Source organism: Romboutsia timonensis (assembly GCF_900106845.1).
Lineage (GTDB): Bacteria > Bacillota > Clostridia > Peptostreptococcales > Peptostreptococcaceae > Romboutsia > Romboutsia timonensis.
In genome coordinates this window covers 158665-174876 of the sequence record NZ_LT629849.1, presented here as the reverse complement: position 1 = coordinate 174876, position 16212 = coordinate 158665, and the positions used below count along the sequence as shown (strand labels likewise).

Sequence of the window (16212 nt, the reverse complement as noted above, 5' to 3'; positions counted from 1 at the left end):
TTATACTTTTGCATTAAAAATATTTATTTTTCTGTATAAATAAATACTAAAATCAAATAAAATTATTAGATTCTATAATATTTTATATCGTCTAATAATCTATACTTATAAGTTATTGTATTTATAAATAAAGAGTAAAGCATATGCTTTACCCATTAATTTATAAATCTAATATAATTATCTTAATAATTGAGATACTGATTCTGGTTGTTGCTTAGCTTGAGATACCATTGCTTGAGAAGCTTGGTTTAATATGTTTAACTTAGATAATGTAACCATTTCTTTAGCAACATCTACATCTCTTATTCTTGATTCTGCAGATGTTAAGTTTTCTGTTGATGATACTAAGTTTGAAGAAGTATACTCTAATCTATTTTGTTGTGCTCCTAATTTAGATCTTGAAGTATTTACTTTACTTATTGCTTCATCTAATTTATCTAAGAAATCATTAGCTGCTTTTGTTCCTACTGTTCCTGCAACTCCTATAGCATTTATATCATCAGCGTTTATCCCTAATGATTCTGATGTCATTGCTCCTATATTTACTGATAAAGTGTTGCTTGATTCGTTATTTGCGCCAGCTTGGATAGATATATTTTTATCTCCAAAACCATCTTTTAAGCTTACTTCTTTATCTTTAAGTATAGCTTCCAACTTATCACCCGTTGCATTTATCTTAAATGATATACCAACTTCATCAAAATTAAGTTTATCATTATGAGCAGCTGTTATGTTTGATAGTGTTTGTGTAGCTACATCCTCATTTTTCTCATTCTTTAATGTTATTGTAACTGTATTTGCGTTAGCGTCTGCAGTGAATGATATTTTATTTACATCGGTTAAGTTTGAAGTTATTTTCACATCTGATACACTCGCACTTATACTTGCTGCTTCAAATCCTTTACCACCAACTAATATTTTTTCGTTGTTGAAAGTTGTACTTTCTGCTATTCTTGTTATTTCTTCATTTAATTGAGTTAACTCTTCTGTTATCTTTGTTCTATCTTCTGCTGTATTTGTTTCATTTGAAGCTTGTACTGTTAACTCTCTCATTCTTTGAGTTATATTCCCTATTTCTTCCATAGCACCTTCTGCAGTTTGAACCATTGATATACCNCATTCTTTAATGTTATTGTAACTGTATTTTGAGCATTATCTACTTCAAATGATATACCATCTATACCACTAAGATTTGAAGTTATTTTTAAATCTGATACACTATCTGCACTTATACTCGCCGCATCAAACCCTTTACCTCCAACTAATATTTTTTCATTGTTGAAAGTTGTGCTTTCTGCTATTCTTGTTATTTCTTCATTTAATTGAGTTAATTCTTCTGTTATCTTTGTTCTATCATCAGCTGTATTAGTTTCATTTGAAGCTTGTACTGTTAACTCTCTCATTCTTTGAGTTATGTTCCCTATTTCTTCCATAGCACCTTCTGCAGTTTGAACCATTGATATTCCGTCTTGTACGTTTCTATCTGCTTGTTCCATACCTCTTATTTGTGCTCTCATTTTTTCAGATATTGCTAGTCCTGTTGCATCATCTCCAGCTTTAGTTATTCTTAAACCTGTTGATAACTTCTCCATAGAAGCTCCTGATAATGCTGTATTTTTTGCCATTTGATTTGTTGCTACCATAGCATTTAAATTTGTATTTATTCTCATTGTACTCTCCTTAGTTTTTCGACATCCTTGTCATTTTTTATTAAATCTTTATATACTTGGTAAAGTATTTTTTTATATACTATATACATACGTTAAATATTTTTAATACTTTATACTTTTGCATTAAAAATATTTATTTTTCTGTATAAATAAATACTAAAATCAAATAAAATTATTAGATTCTATAATATTTTATATCGTCTAATAATCTATACTTATAAGTTATTGTATTTATAAATAAAGAGTAAAGCATATGCTTTACCCATTAATTTATAAATCTAATATAATTATCTTAATAATTGAGATACTGATTCTGGTTGTTGCTTAGCTTGAGATACCATTGCTTGAGAAGCTTGGTTTAATATGTTTAACTTAGATAATGTAACCATTTCTTTAGCAACATCTACATCTCTTATTCTTGATTCTGCAGATGTTAAGTTTTCTGTTGATGATACTAAATTTGAAGAAGTATACTCTAATCTATTTTGTTGTGCTCCTAATTTAGATCTTGAAGTATTTACTTTACTTATTGCTTCATCTAATTTATCTAAGAAATCATTAGCTGCTTTTGTTCCTACTGTTCCTGCAACTCCTATAGCATTTATATCATCAGCGTTTATCCCTAATGATTCTGATGTCATTGCTCCTATATTTACTGATAAAGTGTTGCTTGTTTCGTTATTTGCACCAGCTTGGATAGATATATTTTTATCTCCAAATCCATCTTTTAATTCTAGATCCACATTATCAAGTATTCCTTCTATATCTGTAGCACCAGATCCATCTATTTTAAATGATATACCAACTTCGTCAAAATTAAGTTCTACATTAGTACCAGTCATAGTTATATTATTTAATGTTTGTGTAGCTATTTCGTCAGCACCATTCTTTAATGTTATTGTAACTGTATTTTGAGCATTATCTACTTCAAATGATATACCATCTATACCACTAAGATTTGAAGTTATTTTTAAATCTGATACACTATCTGCACTTATACTCGCCGCATCAAACCCTTTTCCTCCAACTAATATTTTTTCATTGTTGAAAGTTGTACTTTCTGCTATTCTTGTTATTTCTTCATTTAATTGAGTTAATTCTTCTGTTATCTTTGTTCTATCTTCTGCTGTGTTAGTTTCATTTGAAGCTTGTACTGTTAACTCTCTCATTCTTTGAGTTATGTTCCCTATTTCTTCCATAGCACCTTCTGCAGTTTGAACCATTGATATTCCGTCTTGTACGTTTCTATCTGCTTGTTCCATACCTCTTATTTGTGCTCTCATTTTTTCAGATATTGCTAGTCCTGTTGCATCATCTCCAGCTTTAGTTATTCTTAAACCTGTTGATAACTTCTCCATAGAAGCTCCTGATAATGCTGTATTTTTTGCCATTTGATTTGTTGCTACCATAGCATTTAAATTTGTATTTATTCTCATTGTACTCTCCTTAGTTTTTCGACATCCTTGTCATTTTTTATTAAATCTTTATATACTTGGTAAAGTATTTTTTTATATACTATATACATACGTTAAATATTTTTAATACTTTATACTTTTGCATTAAAAATATTTATTTTTCTGTATAAATAAATACTAAAATCAAATAAAATTATTAGATTCTATAATATTTTATATCGTCTAATAATCTATACTTATAAGTTATTGTATTTATAAATAAAGAGTAAAGCATATGCTTTACCCATTAATTTATAAATCTAATATAATTATCTTAATAATTGAGATACTGATTCTGGTTGTTGCTTAGCTTGAGATACCATTGCTTGAGAAGCTTGGTTTAATATGTTTAACTTAGATAATGTAACCATTTCTTTAGCAACATCTACATCTCTTATTCTTGATTCTGCAGATGTTAAGTTTTCTGTTGATGATACTAAGTTTGAAGAAGTATACTCTAATCTATTTTGTTGTGCTCCTAATTTAGATCTTGAAGTATTTACTTTACTTATTGCTTCATCTAATTTATCTAAGAAATCATTAGCTGCTTTTGTTCCTACTGTTCCTGCAACTCCTATAGCATTTATATCATCAGCGTTTATCCCTAATGATTCTGATGTCATTGCTCCTATATTTACTGATAAAGTGTTGCTTGATTCGTTATTTGCACCAGCTTGGATAGATATATTTTTATCTCCAAAACCATCTTTTAAGCTTACTTCTTTATCTTTAAGTATACCTTCTATTTTATTACCTGTAGCATCTACATTGAACTTTATACCAAGATCATCAAAATTCAACTCTCCATTATGATTTTTTGGAATACCAGTTAAAGTTTGCTCACCTAATAATTCATTTTTAGCATCATCTGCATATACTTTTACTGTAACTTCTTCAGTAGCAGAATTTGCAGTAAATTCAACTTTTTTAACTCCAGAAAGGTTTGAAGTTATTTTTAAATCTGATATACTAGCTGCATTTGCTCCTAAATCAGCTACATCAAATCCTCTTCCACCAACTAATATCTTTTCATTGTTGAAAGTTGTACTTTCTGCTATTCTTGTTATTTCTTCATTTAATTGAGTTAATTCTTCTGTTATCTTTGTTCTATCTTCTGCTGTGTTAGTTTCATTTGAAGCTTGTACTGTTAACTCTCTCATTCTTTGAGTTATGTTCCCTATTTCTTCCATAGCACCTTCTGCAGTTTGAACCATTGATATTCCGTCTTGTACGTTTCTATCTGCTTGTTCCATACCTCTTATTTGTGCTCTCATTTTTTCAGATATTGCTAGTCCTGTTGCATCATCTCCAGCTTTAGTTATTCTTAAACCTGTTGATAACTTCTCCATAGAAGCTCCTGATAATGCTGTATTTTTTGCCATTTGATTTGTTGCTACCATAGCATTTAAATTTGTATTTATTCTCATTGTACTCTCCTTAGTTTTTCGACATCCTTGTCATTTTTTATTAAATCTTTATATACTTGGTAAAGTATTTTTTTATATACTATATACATACGTTAAATATTTTTAATACTTTATACTTTTGCATTAAAAATATTTATTTTTCTGTATAAATAAATACTAAAATCAAATAAAATTATTAGATTCTATAATATTTTATATCGTCTAATAATCTATACTTATAAGTTATTGTATTTATAAATAAAGAGTAAAGCATATGCTTTACCCATTAATTTATAAATCTAATATAATTATCTTAATAATTGAGATACTGATTCTGGTTGTTGCTTAGCTTGAGATACCATTGCTTGAGAAGCTTGGTTTAATATGTTTAACTTAGATAATGTAACCATTTCTTTAGCAACATCTACATCTCTTATTCTTGATTCTGCAGATGTTAAGTTTTCTGTTGATGATACTAAGTTTGAAGAAGTATACTCTAATCTATTTTGTTGTGCTCCTAATTTAGATCTTGAAGTATTTACTTTACTTATTGCTTCATCTAATTTATCTAAGAAATCATTAGCTGCTTTTGTTCCTACTGTTCCTGCAACTCCTATAGCATTTATATCATCAGCGTTTATCCCTAATGATTCTGATGTCATTGCTCCTATATTTACTGATAAAGTGTTGCTTGTTTCGTTATTTGCACCAGCTTGGATAGATATATTTTTATCTCCAAATCCATCTTTTAATTCTAGATCCACATTATCAAGTATTCCTTCTATATCTGTAGCACCAGATCCATCTATTTTAAATGATATACCAACTTCGTCAAAATTAAGTTCTACATTAGTACCAGTCATAGTTATATTATTTAATGTTTGTGTAGCTATTTCGTCAGCACCATTCTTTAATGTTATTGTAACTGTATTTTGAGCATTATCTACTTCAAATGATATACCATCTATACCACTAAGATTTGAAGTTATTTTTAAATCTGATACACTATCTGCACTTATACTCGCCGCATCAAACCCTTTACCTCCAACTAATATTTTTTCATTGTTGAAAGTTGTGCTTTCTGCTATTCTTGTTATTTCTTCATTTAATTGAGTTAATTCTTCTGTTATCTTTGTTCTATCATCAGCTGTATTAGTTTCATTTGAAGCTTGTACTGTTAACTCTCTCATTCTTTGAGTTATGTTCCCTATTTCTTCCATAGCACCTTCTGCAGTTTGAACCATTGATATTCCGTCTTGTACGTTTCTATCTGCTTGTTCCATACCTCTTATTTGTGCTCTCATTTTTTCAGATATTGCTAGTCCTGTTGCATCATCTCCAGCTTTAGTTATTCTTAAACCTGTTGATAACTTCTCCATAGAAGCTCCTGATAATGCTGTATTTTTTGCCATTTGATTTGTTGCTACCATAGCATTTAAATTTGTATTTATTCTCATTGTACTCTCCTTAGTTTTTCGACATCCTTGTCATTTTTTATTAAATCTTTATATACTTGGTAAAGTATTTTTTTATATACTATATACATACGTTAAATATTTTTAATACTTTATACTTTTGCATTAAAAATATTTATTTTTCTGTATAAATAAATACTAAAATCAAATAAAATTATTAGATTCTATAATATTTTATATCGTCTAATAATCTATACTTATAAGTTATTGTATTTATAAATAAAGAGTAAAGCATATGCTTTACCCATTAATTTATAAATCTAATATAATTATCTTAATAATTGAGATACTGATTCTGGTTGTTGCTTAGCTTGAGATACCATTGCTTGAGAAGCTTGGTTTAATATGTTTAACTTAGATAATGTAACCATTTCTTTAGCAACATCTACATCTCTTATTCTTGATTCTGCAGATGTTAAGTTTTCTGTTGATGATACTAAATTTGAAGAAGTATACTCTAATCTATTTTGTTGTGCTCCTAATTTAGATCTTGAAGTATTTACTTTACTTATTGCTTCATCTAATTTATCTAAGAAATCATTAGCTGCTTTCGTTCCTACTGTTCCTGCAACTCCTATAGCATTTATATCATCAGCATTTATTCCTAATGATTCTGATGTCATTGCTCCTATATTTACTGATAAAGTGTTGCTTGATTCGTTATTTGCGCCAGCTTGGATAGATATATTTTTATCTCCAAATCCATCTTTTAAGTCTACTGTTTTATCTTTAAGTATAGCTTCCAACTTATTACCCGTTGCATTTATCTTAAATGATATACCAACTTCATCAAAATTAAGTTCAGCATTATGAGCAGCTGTTATGTTTGATAGTGTTTGTGTAGCTACATCCTCATTTTTCTCATTCTTTAATGTTATTGTAACTGTATTTTGAGCATTATCTACTTCAAATGATATACCATCTATACCACTAAGATTTGAAGTTATTTTTAAATCTGATACACTATCTGCACTTATACTCGCCGCATCAAACCCTTTACCTCCAACTAATATTTTTTCATTGTTGAAAGTTGTGCTTTCTGCTATTCTTGTTATTTCTTCATTTAATTGAGTTAATTCTTCTGTTATCTTTGTTCTATCATCAGCTGTATTAGTTTCATTTGAAGCTTGTACTGTTAACTCTCTCATTCTTTGAGTTATGTTCCCTATTTCTTCCATAGCACCTTCTGCAGTTTGAACCATTGATATTCCGTCTTGTACGTTTCTATCTGCTTGTTCCATACCTCTTATTTGTGCTCTCATTTTTTCAGATATTGCTAGTCCTGTTGCATCATCTCCAGCTTTAGTTATTCTTAAACCTGTTGATAACTTCTCCATAGAAGCTCCTGATAATGCTGTATTTTTTGCCATTTGATTTGTTGCTACCATAGCATTTAAATTTGTATTTATTCTCATTGTACTCTCCTTAGTTTTTCGACATCCTTGTCATTTTTTATTAAATCTTTATATACTTGGTAAAGTATTTTTTTACATACTATATACATACGTTAAATATTTTTAATACTTTATACTTTTGTATTAAAAATATTTATTTTTTGTTGATTGCTATTGATATAACTATTATTAGTTATTGTAGATAGCTTGTGTTTTTGTATTTCAATTTTAGTATTAATTATATTTTGATGTAATAAATCTTTTATATTTTTATCTAAATCTACTATACCAAGTGCTATCATACTTGCTTTAAAATTTTTATTATCTTCTTCTTCAGTTAATATACTTTGTCTTTTATCGAAAAGAGTATCTAAATCATCTAGATTTTCATCTTTCAAGCATTGTATAATCTCTAAAGTTATTTTTTTATATAAGTTTATATTATCCATAGCTTATTCTCTTTCTATTATCATTGCGTAAAGTAATTCATTTGTGAATTAAGCTTATTCATTTGTGATTCTAAGCTACCAAATTTTAAGTATAACTTTTCTTCTTTATCACTCAACTTATTTTGAAGAGTTTTTATAAGTTCTGCTTGCTTTTTTAATTGCTCTGAATAAAAGTTATTTGCTGCAGATGCTGTCTTTTCAATACCTGCTTTTTTTGCAAATATAGATGAAGAGCTACCAACATAATTTTTTACAGTTGATTTCATTTTATCCATCATACTATCAGGACCTTTAGCAAATACTTCATAAACTTTTTCTGAGTCCTTTTGAAGTGCTGCTATTAACTTAGATTCATCTAATGCTAGTTGACCTTTTTTATTGTAGTCATCATGAGTAGAAATACCCATTTCTCGTAATACATCCATCTTATCTCCGAATATGGCATTTTCCATATCACTCATGAACTTTCTCATTTCAGAGTCATTTCTAAGTATACCTTCTTTAGCTTTTTCTTCCCATTTTTCTATTTCTTTTTCACTCATTTCTTCTTTTTGAGCTTCTGTTAATGGTTGATAATCTTTGTTAGTCTTTTCTGTTACAAGGTCGTATACTTTGTCCATGATTTTGTTGTAATCATCAACAAAAGACTTCATTTTTTGTACTACTGCACTTGTATCTTGTGTTGATGTTATTTCAGCACTTCCTACACTATTAACATTATATCTTATACCATCTATAGTGAATGTATTGCTTTCTTCACTAAGAGTTTTTATAAATGTACTATCTTTTGATAATACTTCAATTTCAGAGTTACTTCCTTTTGCACCATTTGCATCAAACTTAACTAAGTTTCCACCACTATCTTTAGTTTGTAAGCCTAAAAAATCTAGTGCATTACTAGCTTTTCCATCTTCTCTAACTATTTTAAATTCACTGCTTACACCTGTAGCTTTAGTTTCTATAGTGAATTTTCCTGTCATTTCACTATAAGACGCTTTAACTTTTCCATCAGTACTATTGTTTATTTTATTTATTAAGGTTTCTATTGTTTCATCTGGTTCTATTTCTATAGTATTAGAGTATATAGGATTGTTTTGTTCATCTTTTCCTAGCTCTATTTTAAATTTAGTGTCATATGTTACACCAGGATTTTTAGCTTGTAAATCTGCTATTTTGTTGTCTTTTTTTAAGTCCACTATAGAAGATTGTGCTTTTGCCGGTTCTGCAAGTTTAGTTACATTAAATTTATAATCTACATTACTTGCTCCTGCATTTCCAGTTGCAGTTATTACGCTACTATTAGTGCTTGAAATTGATAAAGTATTCCAAGCGCTGCTATTTACAATAGAATCTTTAGATGTTAATGAAAAGTATTTATCATTAAAGTCCATTACATCTGACATAACTTCTCTATATATTTCTTGTTGCCATTTTATTGTTTGTTCTTTTTGTTGCGCCTTATCTACTTTCTCTTGGTCTGCTGTTGTCATAGACTTTACCATTGCGTCAGTATCCATACCTGTTGCAAGACCAGATAATCTTATACCGCTTATGCTTGACATAAAATCCCCCTACTACTTTCCTGATTTTATCTTTTTATCTACTTCGTACCACATATCTCTTATTTCTTCAATAAGTGGTAATACTTCTTCTATTGTTTGAACATCTTTTTTCATATTTGCTTTTGCAAGCTCATTTTTTATAAAATCATATAAATTATATAAATCTTCCATGTACTCTGTATTTTTATCCATAGTTATCATAAGTTCTAAGAATATATCTTGAACTCTAACTAACTCTTTATGCGCTCTTGCTATATCTTTGTTTAAAATAGCCATCCTAGCTATTTTTGTATATTTTACTGCTCCATCTAATAGCATAAGTAACAGTTGTTGACTTGATGCCATATTTACAGAGTTTTGTTTGTATATATTGTACGGATTAGCTGTATACATGTTGTCCTCCTACTTTAAAATGTTTAATATATCCTTTGTTGTCGCTATAGCGTTTGAATTTTCGTCTTTTACTTTTTCATATACTTCTTTTCTAAGTATTACTTTTTCCTTAGGTGCTTTTATAGATATTTTTACACTTGAACTATCTATTTTTTCTACTGTTATTTCTATATCATCACCTATTAATAATGACTCACCTTTTTTTCTTGAAATTACTAGCATATTATCACACCCTATTCTAATGGTTCTTTTATTTTATATTTATCATCTTGAAGTATTAATTGCTTACCTCTATTATTTTTTATGTTTATTATTATAGGTGCTTTTAAATTTGCTGTACTGTCTTTTAATGATTTTCCTAGTGTTATTAAACATATTACTAATACATCTTTTTCATCTTTTATATCTAATTCTTTTATAAATTCATCATCTAAGTCTATTTCATAGTCTGTTTTTATCTCAAATGGAGATATAGAAACAAAACCTATATTTGAATCTTCTTTTGAAACTATATTATAAAATCTTTCATTTCCTTCTATTGCACTTACATTAAAGTAATTATAACTTTCAAATCCCGGTATACCTTTTTCAAATAGTATTTCCATATTAACCTCCGATTATCTTATATAATCTAATATTGTAGGTTGTATTAACTTAGCTCCAACTTGTATTGATGCTTGATAAATCATTTCTGCTGATTTTAGTTCTATGAATTTTTCTACAACATCAGTGTCTTGAGTTTTAGAAAGTACATCTTGTATATTTAATATATCTTCGTCATTTAATTCTTTTATTTTTTCTGCAGTACTTACTCTAACTCCAAGTGATGTTCTTTCGTTAACTACATGATCAAATAATGTATCAATTTTACCTTTTGTGTCATTAAGTAAAGTTTCTTTTGCCTTTGCAGCTGTTTGTTCATCACCATTTGCTATATCATTCATAAGTGTAGATAAATTATTTATTTCATCTAATAAATTTACAGTATTTCCATTTCCATCTTTTATATTAAGTATTTCTCCAACTGAAATATTATAGTCAATATTAATTCCACTAGATATATCAGCTTTTAAGTCATCTGTATTTGGTATTGTTTGTCCATTTTTATCTTTACTAAATTCTAATTTAACTGTTCCATCTGGATTTTCAATAACTGTAATTGGTGCATCATCTACACTACTTCCACCAAATAAGTATTTCCCACCATGAGTTGAGTTAAGCGTATCTGCTAATTGCTTTATTTTTTCGTTCATATCTTCATTTAAAGATTTCATTTCATTTTGTGAGTAAGTTCCATTACCAACTTTTAAAATAGTTTCTTTTATTTCACCAAGTAGATTTCCCACATTATCTAATGCTCCATCTGTGGTATTCATCCAACCAACAGATTCATCTATATTATAATTATACTTTTCAGTGTATTTTATTTCATTGTTTATATTCATTATTTTTATAGCTTTATGTGGATCATCAGATACTGTGTTTATTACTTTACTAGTACTGATTTGTTGATTTATTTTACTCATGTTTGTTAAATTATTTTGAGTATCATATAGGTGACTTCTCACCATAGATGCATTTGTTATTCTCATATTATCCTCCTAATTATCTAACCAATCCATTTACTACAACATCTAATAAAGAGTCTATTGTAGATATTACTTTTGCACTTGCATTATATGAATGTTGGAATTGTATTAGATTTACCATTTCTTCATCAAGAGATACCCCTGATACATTAAGTCTTAAGTTATCTATTTCTTCTAATAGTTTACTTTGATTTTTTTCATTTCTTATTACTTCTTTTGTTTCGTTTCCTAGCTTTTGTACTATATTGTTGTAATAATTACCTATAGTTATATCTTCACCATCTATAGTAATTTTTTCGTCTTTTAATTTGTACATTTTTTCTGCTTTTTCTGCAGTTATAACTAAGTCCTTAGGATTATTTACTAATTTATCATTAGCTTTAATGATAGGGTCTCCATTATCATTGAATATGAATATTTGTTGATCAGTTGCATCGACAGTGTTATCATTAAAATCTCTACCATTCATAACATTATTAACACCTTTAGTTAAGCCTTTTGCAAGTTCTTTTAAGTTAGATGTATATTCTGATATTTTATCAATCATATCTAATGACCCTTGAACTTCACCTGATACATTCCCAATATTTTTTAGTTCATCAAGTGTTACTTCTGTTTTATTTTCTAATTTTTCATTTATTAACTTTTGAACTTCAGTATTTTCTATATTTAGTTTGTGACTTAATTCATCAATTACACTATCTCTTTTATCCATAAGGTCATTAGGAGTTTTCCCACTTCCTTCGATAAGCTTTATATCTTTATTTAAGTCTCTAATTTGATTTATCATATCATTTATTTCTACTACATCATCATTTAGCTTTTTCTCAGCTTGAGTAGCTAATTTATCTAACTTTTCTTTTACGTCACTTATATTAGTAGCTAAATACTTAGCATTTTGTATTACTATATCTTTTGCTCCTGTATCATTAGGGCTTTTGCTAAGTTCTTGCCAGCTTGAGAAAAAGTCACTCATAGATCCTGATATTGCTGAATCTGATGGTTCATTAAATATTTTTTCTATATTTGTATAGTGTTGATATTTTATACTAATTTCTCCGTAGTTATGCGATTCACTTCTATATTGAAAATCATAAAATGTATTTCTTATTCTTATTACATCTGTAGCTTGTACTCCAGTTCCTATTTGCCCTGGACCCATACTACTGTTATAACCAGGATTACTGTATGCATTTTTTGCACTTTGCTCTACTCTTTGTCTAGAATACCCTGGTGTATTTATATTATTTATATTATGAGATGTTGTCTGTATAGAGGCTTGACTTACACTCATACCCGTTCCTGCTGAGTGTAAACTACCTATTAATCCTGCCATAAATTCCCTCCAAGTTTTACTTACCTACTTTTCCATATGCATTATAAACACCTATATCTTTGCTCGGTTTTATAAGGTTTATCATTTTCTTTGTAAAAAATAATCTTTGCTTTATAAGAGTATCATTTGCTTCCTTTTGAAGTTGCACCATTTTTATGGTACTTACTATTTCTTCATATGCACTTTTTATATTTTCATCATCACAAAGTGAAATAGTCTCTCTCATACTAGCTTCACTTCCCATGATATTTCTTCTTTGTATTTCAATTTTGGCTAACTCCTTAGAAGCCTCATCTAATTTTGAAGCAATTTTATCCATCTGTATCGCATCTTTATTTATAATACAGTCATATTGCTCATCTAATAAACTTAATAGCTTTTTTAAAATACTTTTTTCTTCATATATTATTACTTTAATATCAGGATTCAATTAAATCTCCCCCTTAGTACGTTCTATAATCTTTTTAGCTAATTCATTAGAATCAATTCTATAAGTATTATTTTCTATTTTTCTTTTTATCTCATTTATCTTCTCTAATCTATCCTTATCTTCGCTTGAATTAATTTTATTTAAATACATACCTAAATCTGATATTTCAACAGTATCTCTGTTATTAACTTTTAATGTTTGTTTTACTTCTTGTTTATTTCTTGTATATAAATTTTCTATTCCTTTAAATTTTACTGAAGCTATATTCATAGAGAGCCTCCTTTATAATTGAATCTTATTAATTTTCTTCCTCTGTTTTTACATTAGATAATCTTATTGCCAGTTTATTATCTAATATCATACTTTCTCCACTTGCAATTAACTTCCCATTTACACTAATGTCTAATGCTTCTTCTACAGGCTTGTCTAGTACTATGACATCTCCTATTTTATAATTAACTATTCTTCCAATCTTCTCCTTAGTTGATCCCATTGATACAGATACATCCATTAATCCTTCCATTATATCATTTACAGCACTTAGTGGTTGTTTTTCAGTTTCTACTAATTGCTCAAACTTTACTTCATATATTTCATCAGTTTTTATTGAATTTTCCATATTATCCTCCCTTACATATAAATATCTAATAATAATCCGTTTATTTCATCTATTTGAGATGCTATATTTATATTGCTTTGTTCTTCATAAATTAATTCTCTCGTCATATTCTCCAATTTTTCATTTATGGTATTTACTGTTGTAAAATAATTTCTATCCCAAAAACTTGTATTTTTATTTATATCATATATATAGTCAACTACAGATTTAAGATAGTCTTTTATTAACTTTTTATATTGTATAACATCGCCATAACACTTTGTTGCAACTAGTTTTTCTCCAGTTTTTTTAATTTCCGTCATTTGTAACTCTAATTCTTCTTTTGTTTTTGCCCTACGAGCTAAGTTAAAACTATCACTAAAATTAGCTTTTTCTTTACTACCTTTACTTTCTACACTTAAGTTTCTATTATGGGTTATGCTTCCTACTTTCATTTGACTCTCCTTTCTTTGTAGTTATATGATATATATCTATCCCTTGTAATATTTCATAACTTTAGGCACGTAATTTTGAGTTTCCTTAGGCATTTTGTAAATATCATTAATTGATTTTACACCTCTTTTTGCCATTCTTGTTGGACCTCCATTGTATGCCATAAGAGCCATTTCTACATCTCCATTGTACTTATCTAAGTATTCTTTTATGTGTCTTGTTCCTCCATCTATATTTTGTTCAATATCAAATGGGTCAGTTACATCAAGATCTCTACAATTTTCTGGCATAAGTTGCATTAAGCCTTTTGCCCCTGCCTTAGATACACAATTAGGATTAAAGTTTGATTCAACTTTTATAATTGCTCTTATTAAGTTTTCATCTACTCCATATTTTTTAGATGATATGCTTATAGCTTTATCTATTCTTTCATTCACGCTCTCGTCTTTATTTGAACTTTCAACTTTATTTGTATTTTGAGTACTATTTAAAGTTTCTAAACTATTTTCAATATTATCTAAAATATCACCTGATTGATAACTATTGTTATTTTTATTTACTTCTGATACAGCTTTAAGAAGACTTATTAAAACAATATCAAAAGCATTACTACTTGATGATGAATTACAACTACATCCACCTGTCAATGATGACATTGATGTTAAATTGCTTATACCATATATGCTGTTAGTCACTATTATCACCCCACGTAATTCTTATAATACTAATTTATACGGTAACATTACATTTTTCTTTAACTAGATTTATTATTATGATTAAAAAAAATAAGTAGATAGTTTATTTAGCTATCTACTTAGTTCTTTATTTTATATTATTTTTTCTTCTGTTTCTCTTATTAAACATTGATAATAATCCTAATGATCCTATTCCACTTAATGTATATGACCCTAATCCACCATCATAAGTTTTAGTATTTTCTTCTTTAATAGTATGTACTATTTAAAACAATCAGTCTTGATAAAAACAATGACGATAATTTTTTGTTCATATCTTTTCATCCTATTTTCATTTACGTATTATGCATTACAACTTTTATTATATTTCATTTCGTTCTGTTTTTATAGTATTTTGTGGTAAAATGCCGTTCTCCACTTGTGATACTTTTGCTTACAATAAATAAAGCCTCTTAAAGTACATATACTAATTTTGTATTTTAAGAGACTTTTCAAAATATATATTTAATTATGGTCGCCTTGCATTTATAAACTTTTTATCATAGTATCCTGTTAGTGTGGATTTTATAACTCCCTTTTTAGAGTTTGCTGCATGTATAAATTCATTATTTCCTATATACATTCCAACATGACTCACTTTACCTTTGTCCATAGTATCAAAAAATACTAAATCTCCTGGTTGCAAATTCTCTCTAGAGACAGCTTGTCCAACTTTACTTTGATCCTCTGATACTCTTGGTATATCTTTGCCTAATGCATTTTTATAAACATATCTAACAAGACCTGAACAATCAAAAGAATCTGGTCCATTAGCCCCCCATACATACGGTTTACCTACTTGTTCTTTTAATAATTTTATAGCTTTATCCATATTAGGATTGATACTTTCTGTATTGTTATTTACAGATGTAGTAGTACTATCAGATATATTGCTATTTACATTTGAGTTTTGATTATTAATTTGTATAGTTTGATTGTTACTATCTAAATTATTATTTATATTTGAATTACTTTCATATATTCTATTTTGATTAATCAGTCCTGTTAAAGTTACTATCATACCTAAAGAAGAAACTCCACTGTTACTACATGAATAATCACTACTGCTACTACCTAACAATCCTATAGAGCTTTGAAGGAGTTTACTAAAAGATTCATTATTTGAAACAGATTTACTAGTATTTGAATTATTTATCTCATATAACATAGTATTTAATATAATTCTACTTATATCACTCATTTATATTTAGCTACTCTTTGTATACTTGAATATATCTACAATAAACTAAAATTCATATTATTTCTTTT

General features: G+C 28.0%; 19 protein-coding genes. All 19 read right to left on the bottom strand.

Annotation, left to right across the window (positions count from 1 at the left end):
* Positions 1–177: 177 nt before the first annotated feature.
* Positions 178–1107 carry a flagellin gene (locus tag BN7997_RS16165; protein WP_074010946.1) on the bottom strand — a complete coding sequence of 310 codons (930 nt, stop codon included), beginning with the start codon at positions 1105–1107 and terminating at the stop codon, positions 178–180.
* A complete protein-coding gene (locus tag BN7997_RS01975) occupies positions 1071–1670 on the bottom strand; it encodes a flagellin N-terminal helical domain-containing protein (RefSeq protein ID WP_083334978.1) in 600 nt (199 codons plus the stop codon). Before BN7997_RS01975 ends, BN7997_RS16165 begins: the two co-directional genes overlap by 37 nt.
* 287 nt (positions 1671–1957) lie before the next feature.
* On the bottom strand, positions 1958–3106 hold the full coding sequence (locus tag BN7997_RS16160) for a flagellin N-terminal helical domain-containing protein (RefSeq protein ID WP_071119210.1): 1149 nt from the start codon (positions 3104–3106) through the stop codon (positions 1958–1960).
* Between the two features lie 287 nt (positions 3107–3393).
* Positions 3394–4551 (bottom strand): flagellin N-terminal helical domain-containing protein, encoded by a 1158-nt coding sequence (locus tag BN7997_RS16155; protein WP_071119209.1) that lies wholly within the window; start codon positions 4549–4551, stop codon positions 3394–3396.
* A 287-nt stretch (positions 4552–4838) separates the two neighbouring features.
* Positions 4839–5987 (bottom strand): flagellin N-terminal helical domain-containing protein, encoded by a 1149-nt coding sequence (locus BN7997_RS16150; protein ID WP_071119208.1) that lies wholly within the window; start codon positions 5985–5987, stop codon positions 4839–4841.
* 287 nt (positions 5988–6274) lie between these two features.
* Positions 6275–7420: a flagellin N-terminal helical domain-containing protein gene (locus BN7997_RS16145; protein ID WP_071119207.1), complete on the bottom strand. Its 1146-nt coding sequence runs from the start codon at positions 7418–7420 to the stop codon at positions 6275–6277.
* A 110-nt stretch (positions 7421–7530) separates the two neighbouring features.
* Complete coding sequence (locus BN7997_RS01950) at positions 7531–7848, bottom strand: hypothetical protein (RefSeq protein ID WP_071119206.1); 318 nt, start codon at positions 7846–7848, stop codon at positions 7531–7533.
* Between the two features lie 20 nt (positions 7849–7868).
* On the bottom strand, positions 7869–9410 hold the full coding sequence (fliD, locus tag BN7997_RS01945; protein ID WP_071119205.1) for a flagellar filament capping protein FliD: 1542 nt from the start codon (positions 9408–9410) through the stop codon (positions 7869–7871).
* Between the two features lie 12 nt (positions 9411–9422).
* Entirely contained in the window at positions 9423–9803 is a 381-nt protein-coding gene (fliS, locus tag BN7997_RS01940) for a flagellar export chaperone FliS (protein WP_071119204.1), read from the bottom strand.
* 9 nt (positions 9804–9812) lie between these two features.
* Entirely contained in the window at positions 9813–10025 is a 213-nt protein-coding gene (csrA, locus tag BN7997_RS01935) for a carbon storage regulator CsrA (RefSeq protein WP_071119203.1), read from the bottom strand.
* Positions 10026–10036: 11 nt separating this feature from the next.
* Positions 10037–10408 carry a flagellar assembly protein FliW gene (gene fliW / locus BN7997_RS01930; RefSeq protein WP_071119202.1) on the bottom strand — a complete coding sequence of 124 codons (372 nt, stop codon included), beginning with the start codon at positions 10406–10408 and terminating at the stop codon, positions 10037–10039.
* Between the two features lie 12 nt (positions 10409–10420).
* On the bottom strand, positions 10421–11395 hold the full coding sequence (locus BN7997_RS01925) for a flagellin N-terminal helical domain-containing protein (RefSeq protein WP_071119201.1): 975 nt from the start codon (positions 11393–11395) through the stop codon (positions 10421–10423).
* A gap of 13 nt (positions 11396–11408) precedes the next feature.
* Positions 11409–12728, bottom strand: coding sequence for a flagellar hook-associated protein FlgK (gene flgK / locus BN7997_RS01920; protein ID WP_071119200.1), 1320 nt, complete (start codon positions 12726–12728; stop codon positions 11409–11411).
* Positions 12729–12744: 16 nt separating this feature from the next.
* Positions 12745–13158 (bottom strand): flagellar protein FlgN, encoded by a 414-nt coding sequence (locus tag BN7997_RS01915; protein ID WP_071119199.1) that lies wholly within the window; start codon positions 13156–13158, stop codon positions 12745–12747.
* Positions 13159–13428, bottom strand: coding sequence for a flagellar biosynthesis anti-sigma factor FlgM (locus BN7997_RS01910; protein WP_071119198.1), 270 nt, complete (start codon positions 13426–13428; stop codon positions 13159–13161).
* A gap of 28 nt (positions 13429–13456) precedes the next feature.
* Positions 13457–13777 carry a FliM/FliN family flagellar motor switch protein gene (locus tag BN7997_RS01905; protein WP_071119197.1) on the bottom strand — a complete coding sequence of 107 codons (321 nt, stop codon included), beginning with the start codon at positions 13775–13777 and terminating at the stop codon, positions 13457–13459.
* An 11-nt stretch (positions 13778–13788) separates the two neighbouring features.
* The gene (locus tag BN7997_RS01900; protein WP_071119196.1) at positions 13789–14211 is read right to left on the bottom strand and encodes a YaaR family protein; all 423 of its coding nucleotides are present in this window, start codon (positions 14209–14211) and stop codon (positions 13789–13791) included.
* Positions 14212–14247: 36 nt separating this feature from the next.
* Positions 14248–14904 (bottom strand): lytic transglycosylase domain-containing protein, encoded by a 657-nt coding sequence (locus BN7997_RS01895; protein ID WP_330385851.1) that lies wholly within the window; start codon positions 14902–14904, stop codon positions 14248–14250.
* Positions 14905–15412: 508 nt separating this feature from the next.
* Entirely contained in the window at positions 15413–16144 is a 732-nt protein-coding gene (locus BN7997_RS01890) for a C40 family peptidase (protein WP_071119195.1), read from the bottom strand.
* Positions 16145–16212: the final 68 nt, after the last annotated feature.

Coding starts and splice junctions, on each gene's coding strand:
- fliS (WP_071119204.1), bottom strand. CDS start 9,803: ATGTATACAGCTAATCCGTACAATATATACAAACAAAACTCTGTAAAT.
- BN7997_RS01910 (WP_071119198.1), bottom strand. CDS start 13,428: ATGAATATAGCTTCAGTAAAATTTAAAGGAATAGAAAATTTATATACA.
- BN7997_RS01900 (WP_071119196.1), bottom strand. CDS start 14,211: ATGAAAGTAGGAAGCATAACCCATAATAGAAACTTAAGTGTAGAAAGT.
- fliW (WP_071119202.1), bottom strand. CDS start 10,408: ATGGAAATACTATTTGAAAAAGGTATACCGGGATTTGAAAGTTATAAT.
- BN7997_RS01890 (WP_071119195.1), bottom strand. CDS start 16,144: ATGAGTGATATAAGTAGAATTATATTAAATACTATGTTATATGAGATA.
- BN7997_RS16155 (WP_071119209.1), bottom strand. CDS start 4,551: ATGAGAATAAATACAAATTTAAATGCTATGGTAGCAACAAATCAAATG.
- BN7997_RS01925 (WP_071119201.1), bottom strand. CDS start 11,395: ATGAGAATAACAAATGCATCTATGGTGAGAAGTCACCTATATGATACT.
- BN7997_RS16160 (WP_071119210.1), bottom strand. CDS start 3,106: ATGAGAATAAATACAAATTTAAATGCTATGGTAGCAACAAATCAAATG.
- BN7997_RS16145 (WP_071119207.1), bottom strand. CDS start 7,420: ATGAGAATAAATACAAATTTAAATGCTATGGTAGCAACAAATCAAATG.
- BN7997_RS01905 (WP_071119197.1), bottom strand. CDS start 13,777: ATGGAAAATTCAATAAAAACTGATGAAATATATGAAGTAAAGTTTGAG.
- flgK (WP_071119200.1), bottom strand. CDS start 12,728: ATGGCAGGATTAATAGGTAGTTTACACTCAGCAGGAACGGGTATGAGT.
- BN7997_RS01950 (WP_071119206.1), bottom strand. CDS start 7,848: ATGGATAATATAAACTTATATAAAAAAATAACTTTAGAGATTATACAA.
- fliD (WP_071119205.1), bottom strand. CDS start 9,410: ATGTCAAGCATAAGCGGTATAAGATTATCTGGTCTTGCAACAGGTATG.
- BN7997_RS16150 (WP_071119208.1), bottom strand. CDS start 5,987: ATGAGAATAAATACAAATTTAAATGCTATGGTAGCAACAAATCAAATG.
- csrA (WP_071119203.1), bottom strand. CDS start 10,025: ATGCTAGTAATTTCAAGAAAAAAAGGTGAGTCATTATTAATAGGTGAT.
- BN7997_RS16165 (WP_074010946.1), bottom strand. CDS start 1,107: ATGGTTCAAACTGCAGAAGGTGCTATGGAAGAAATAGGGAATATAACT.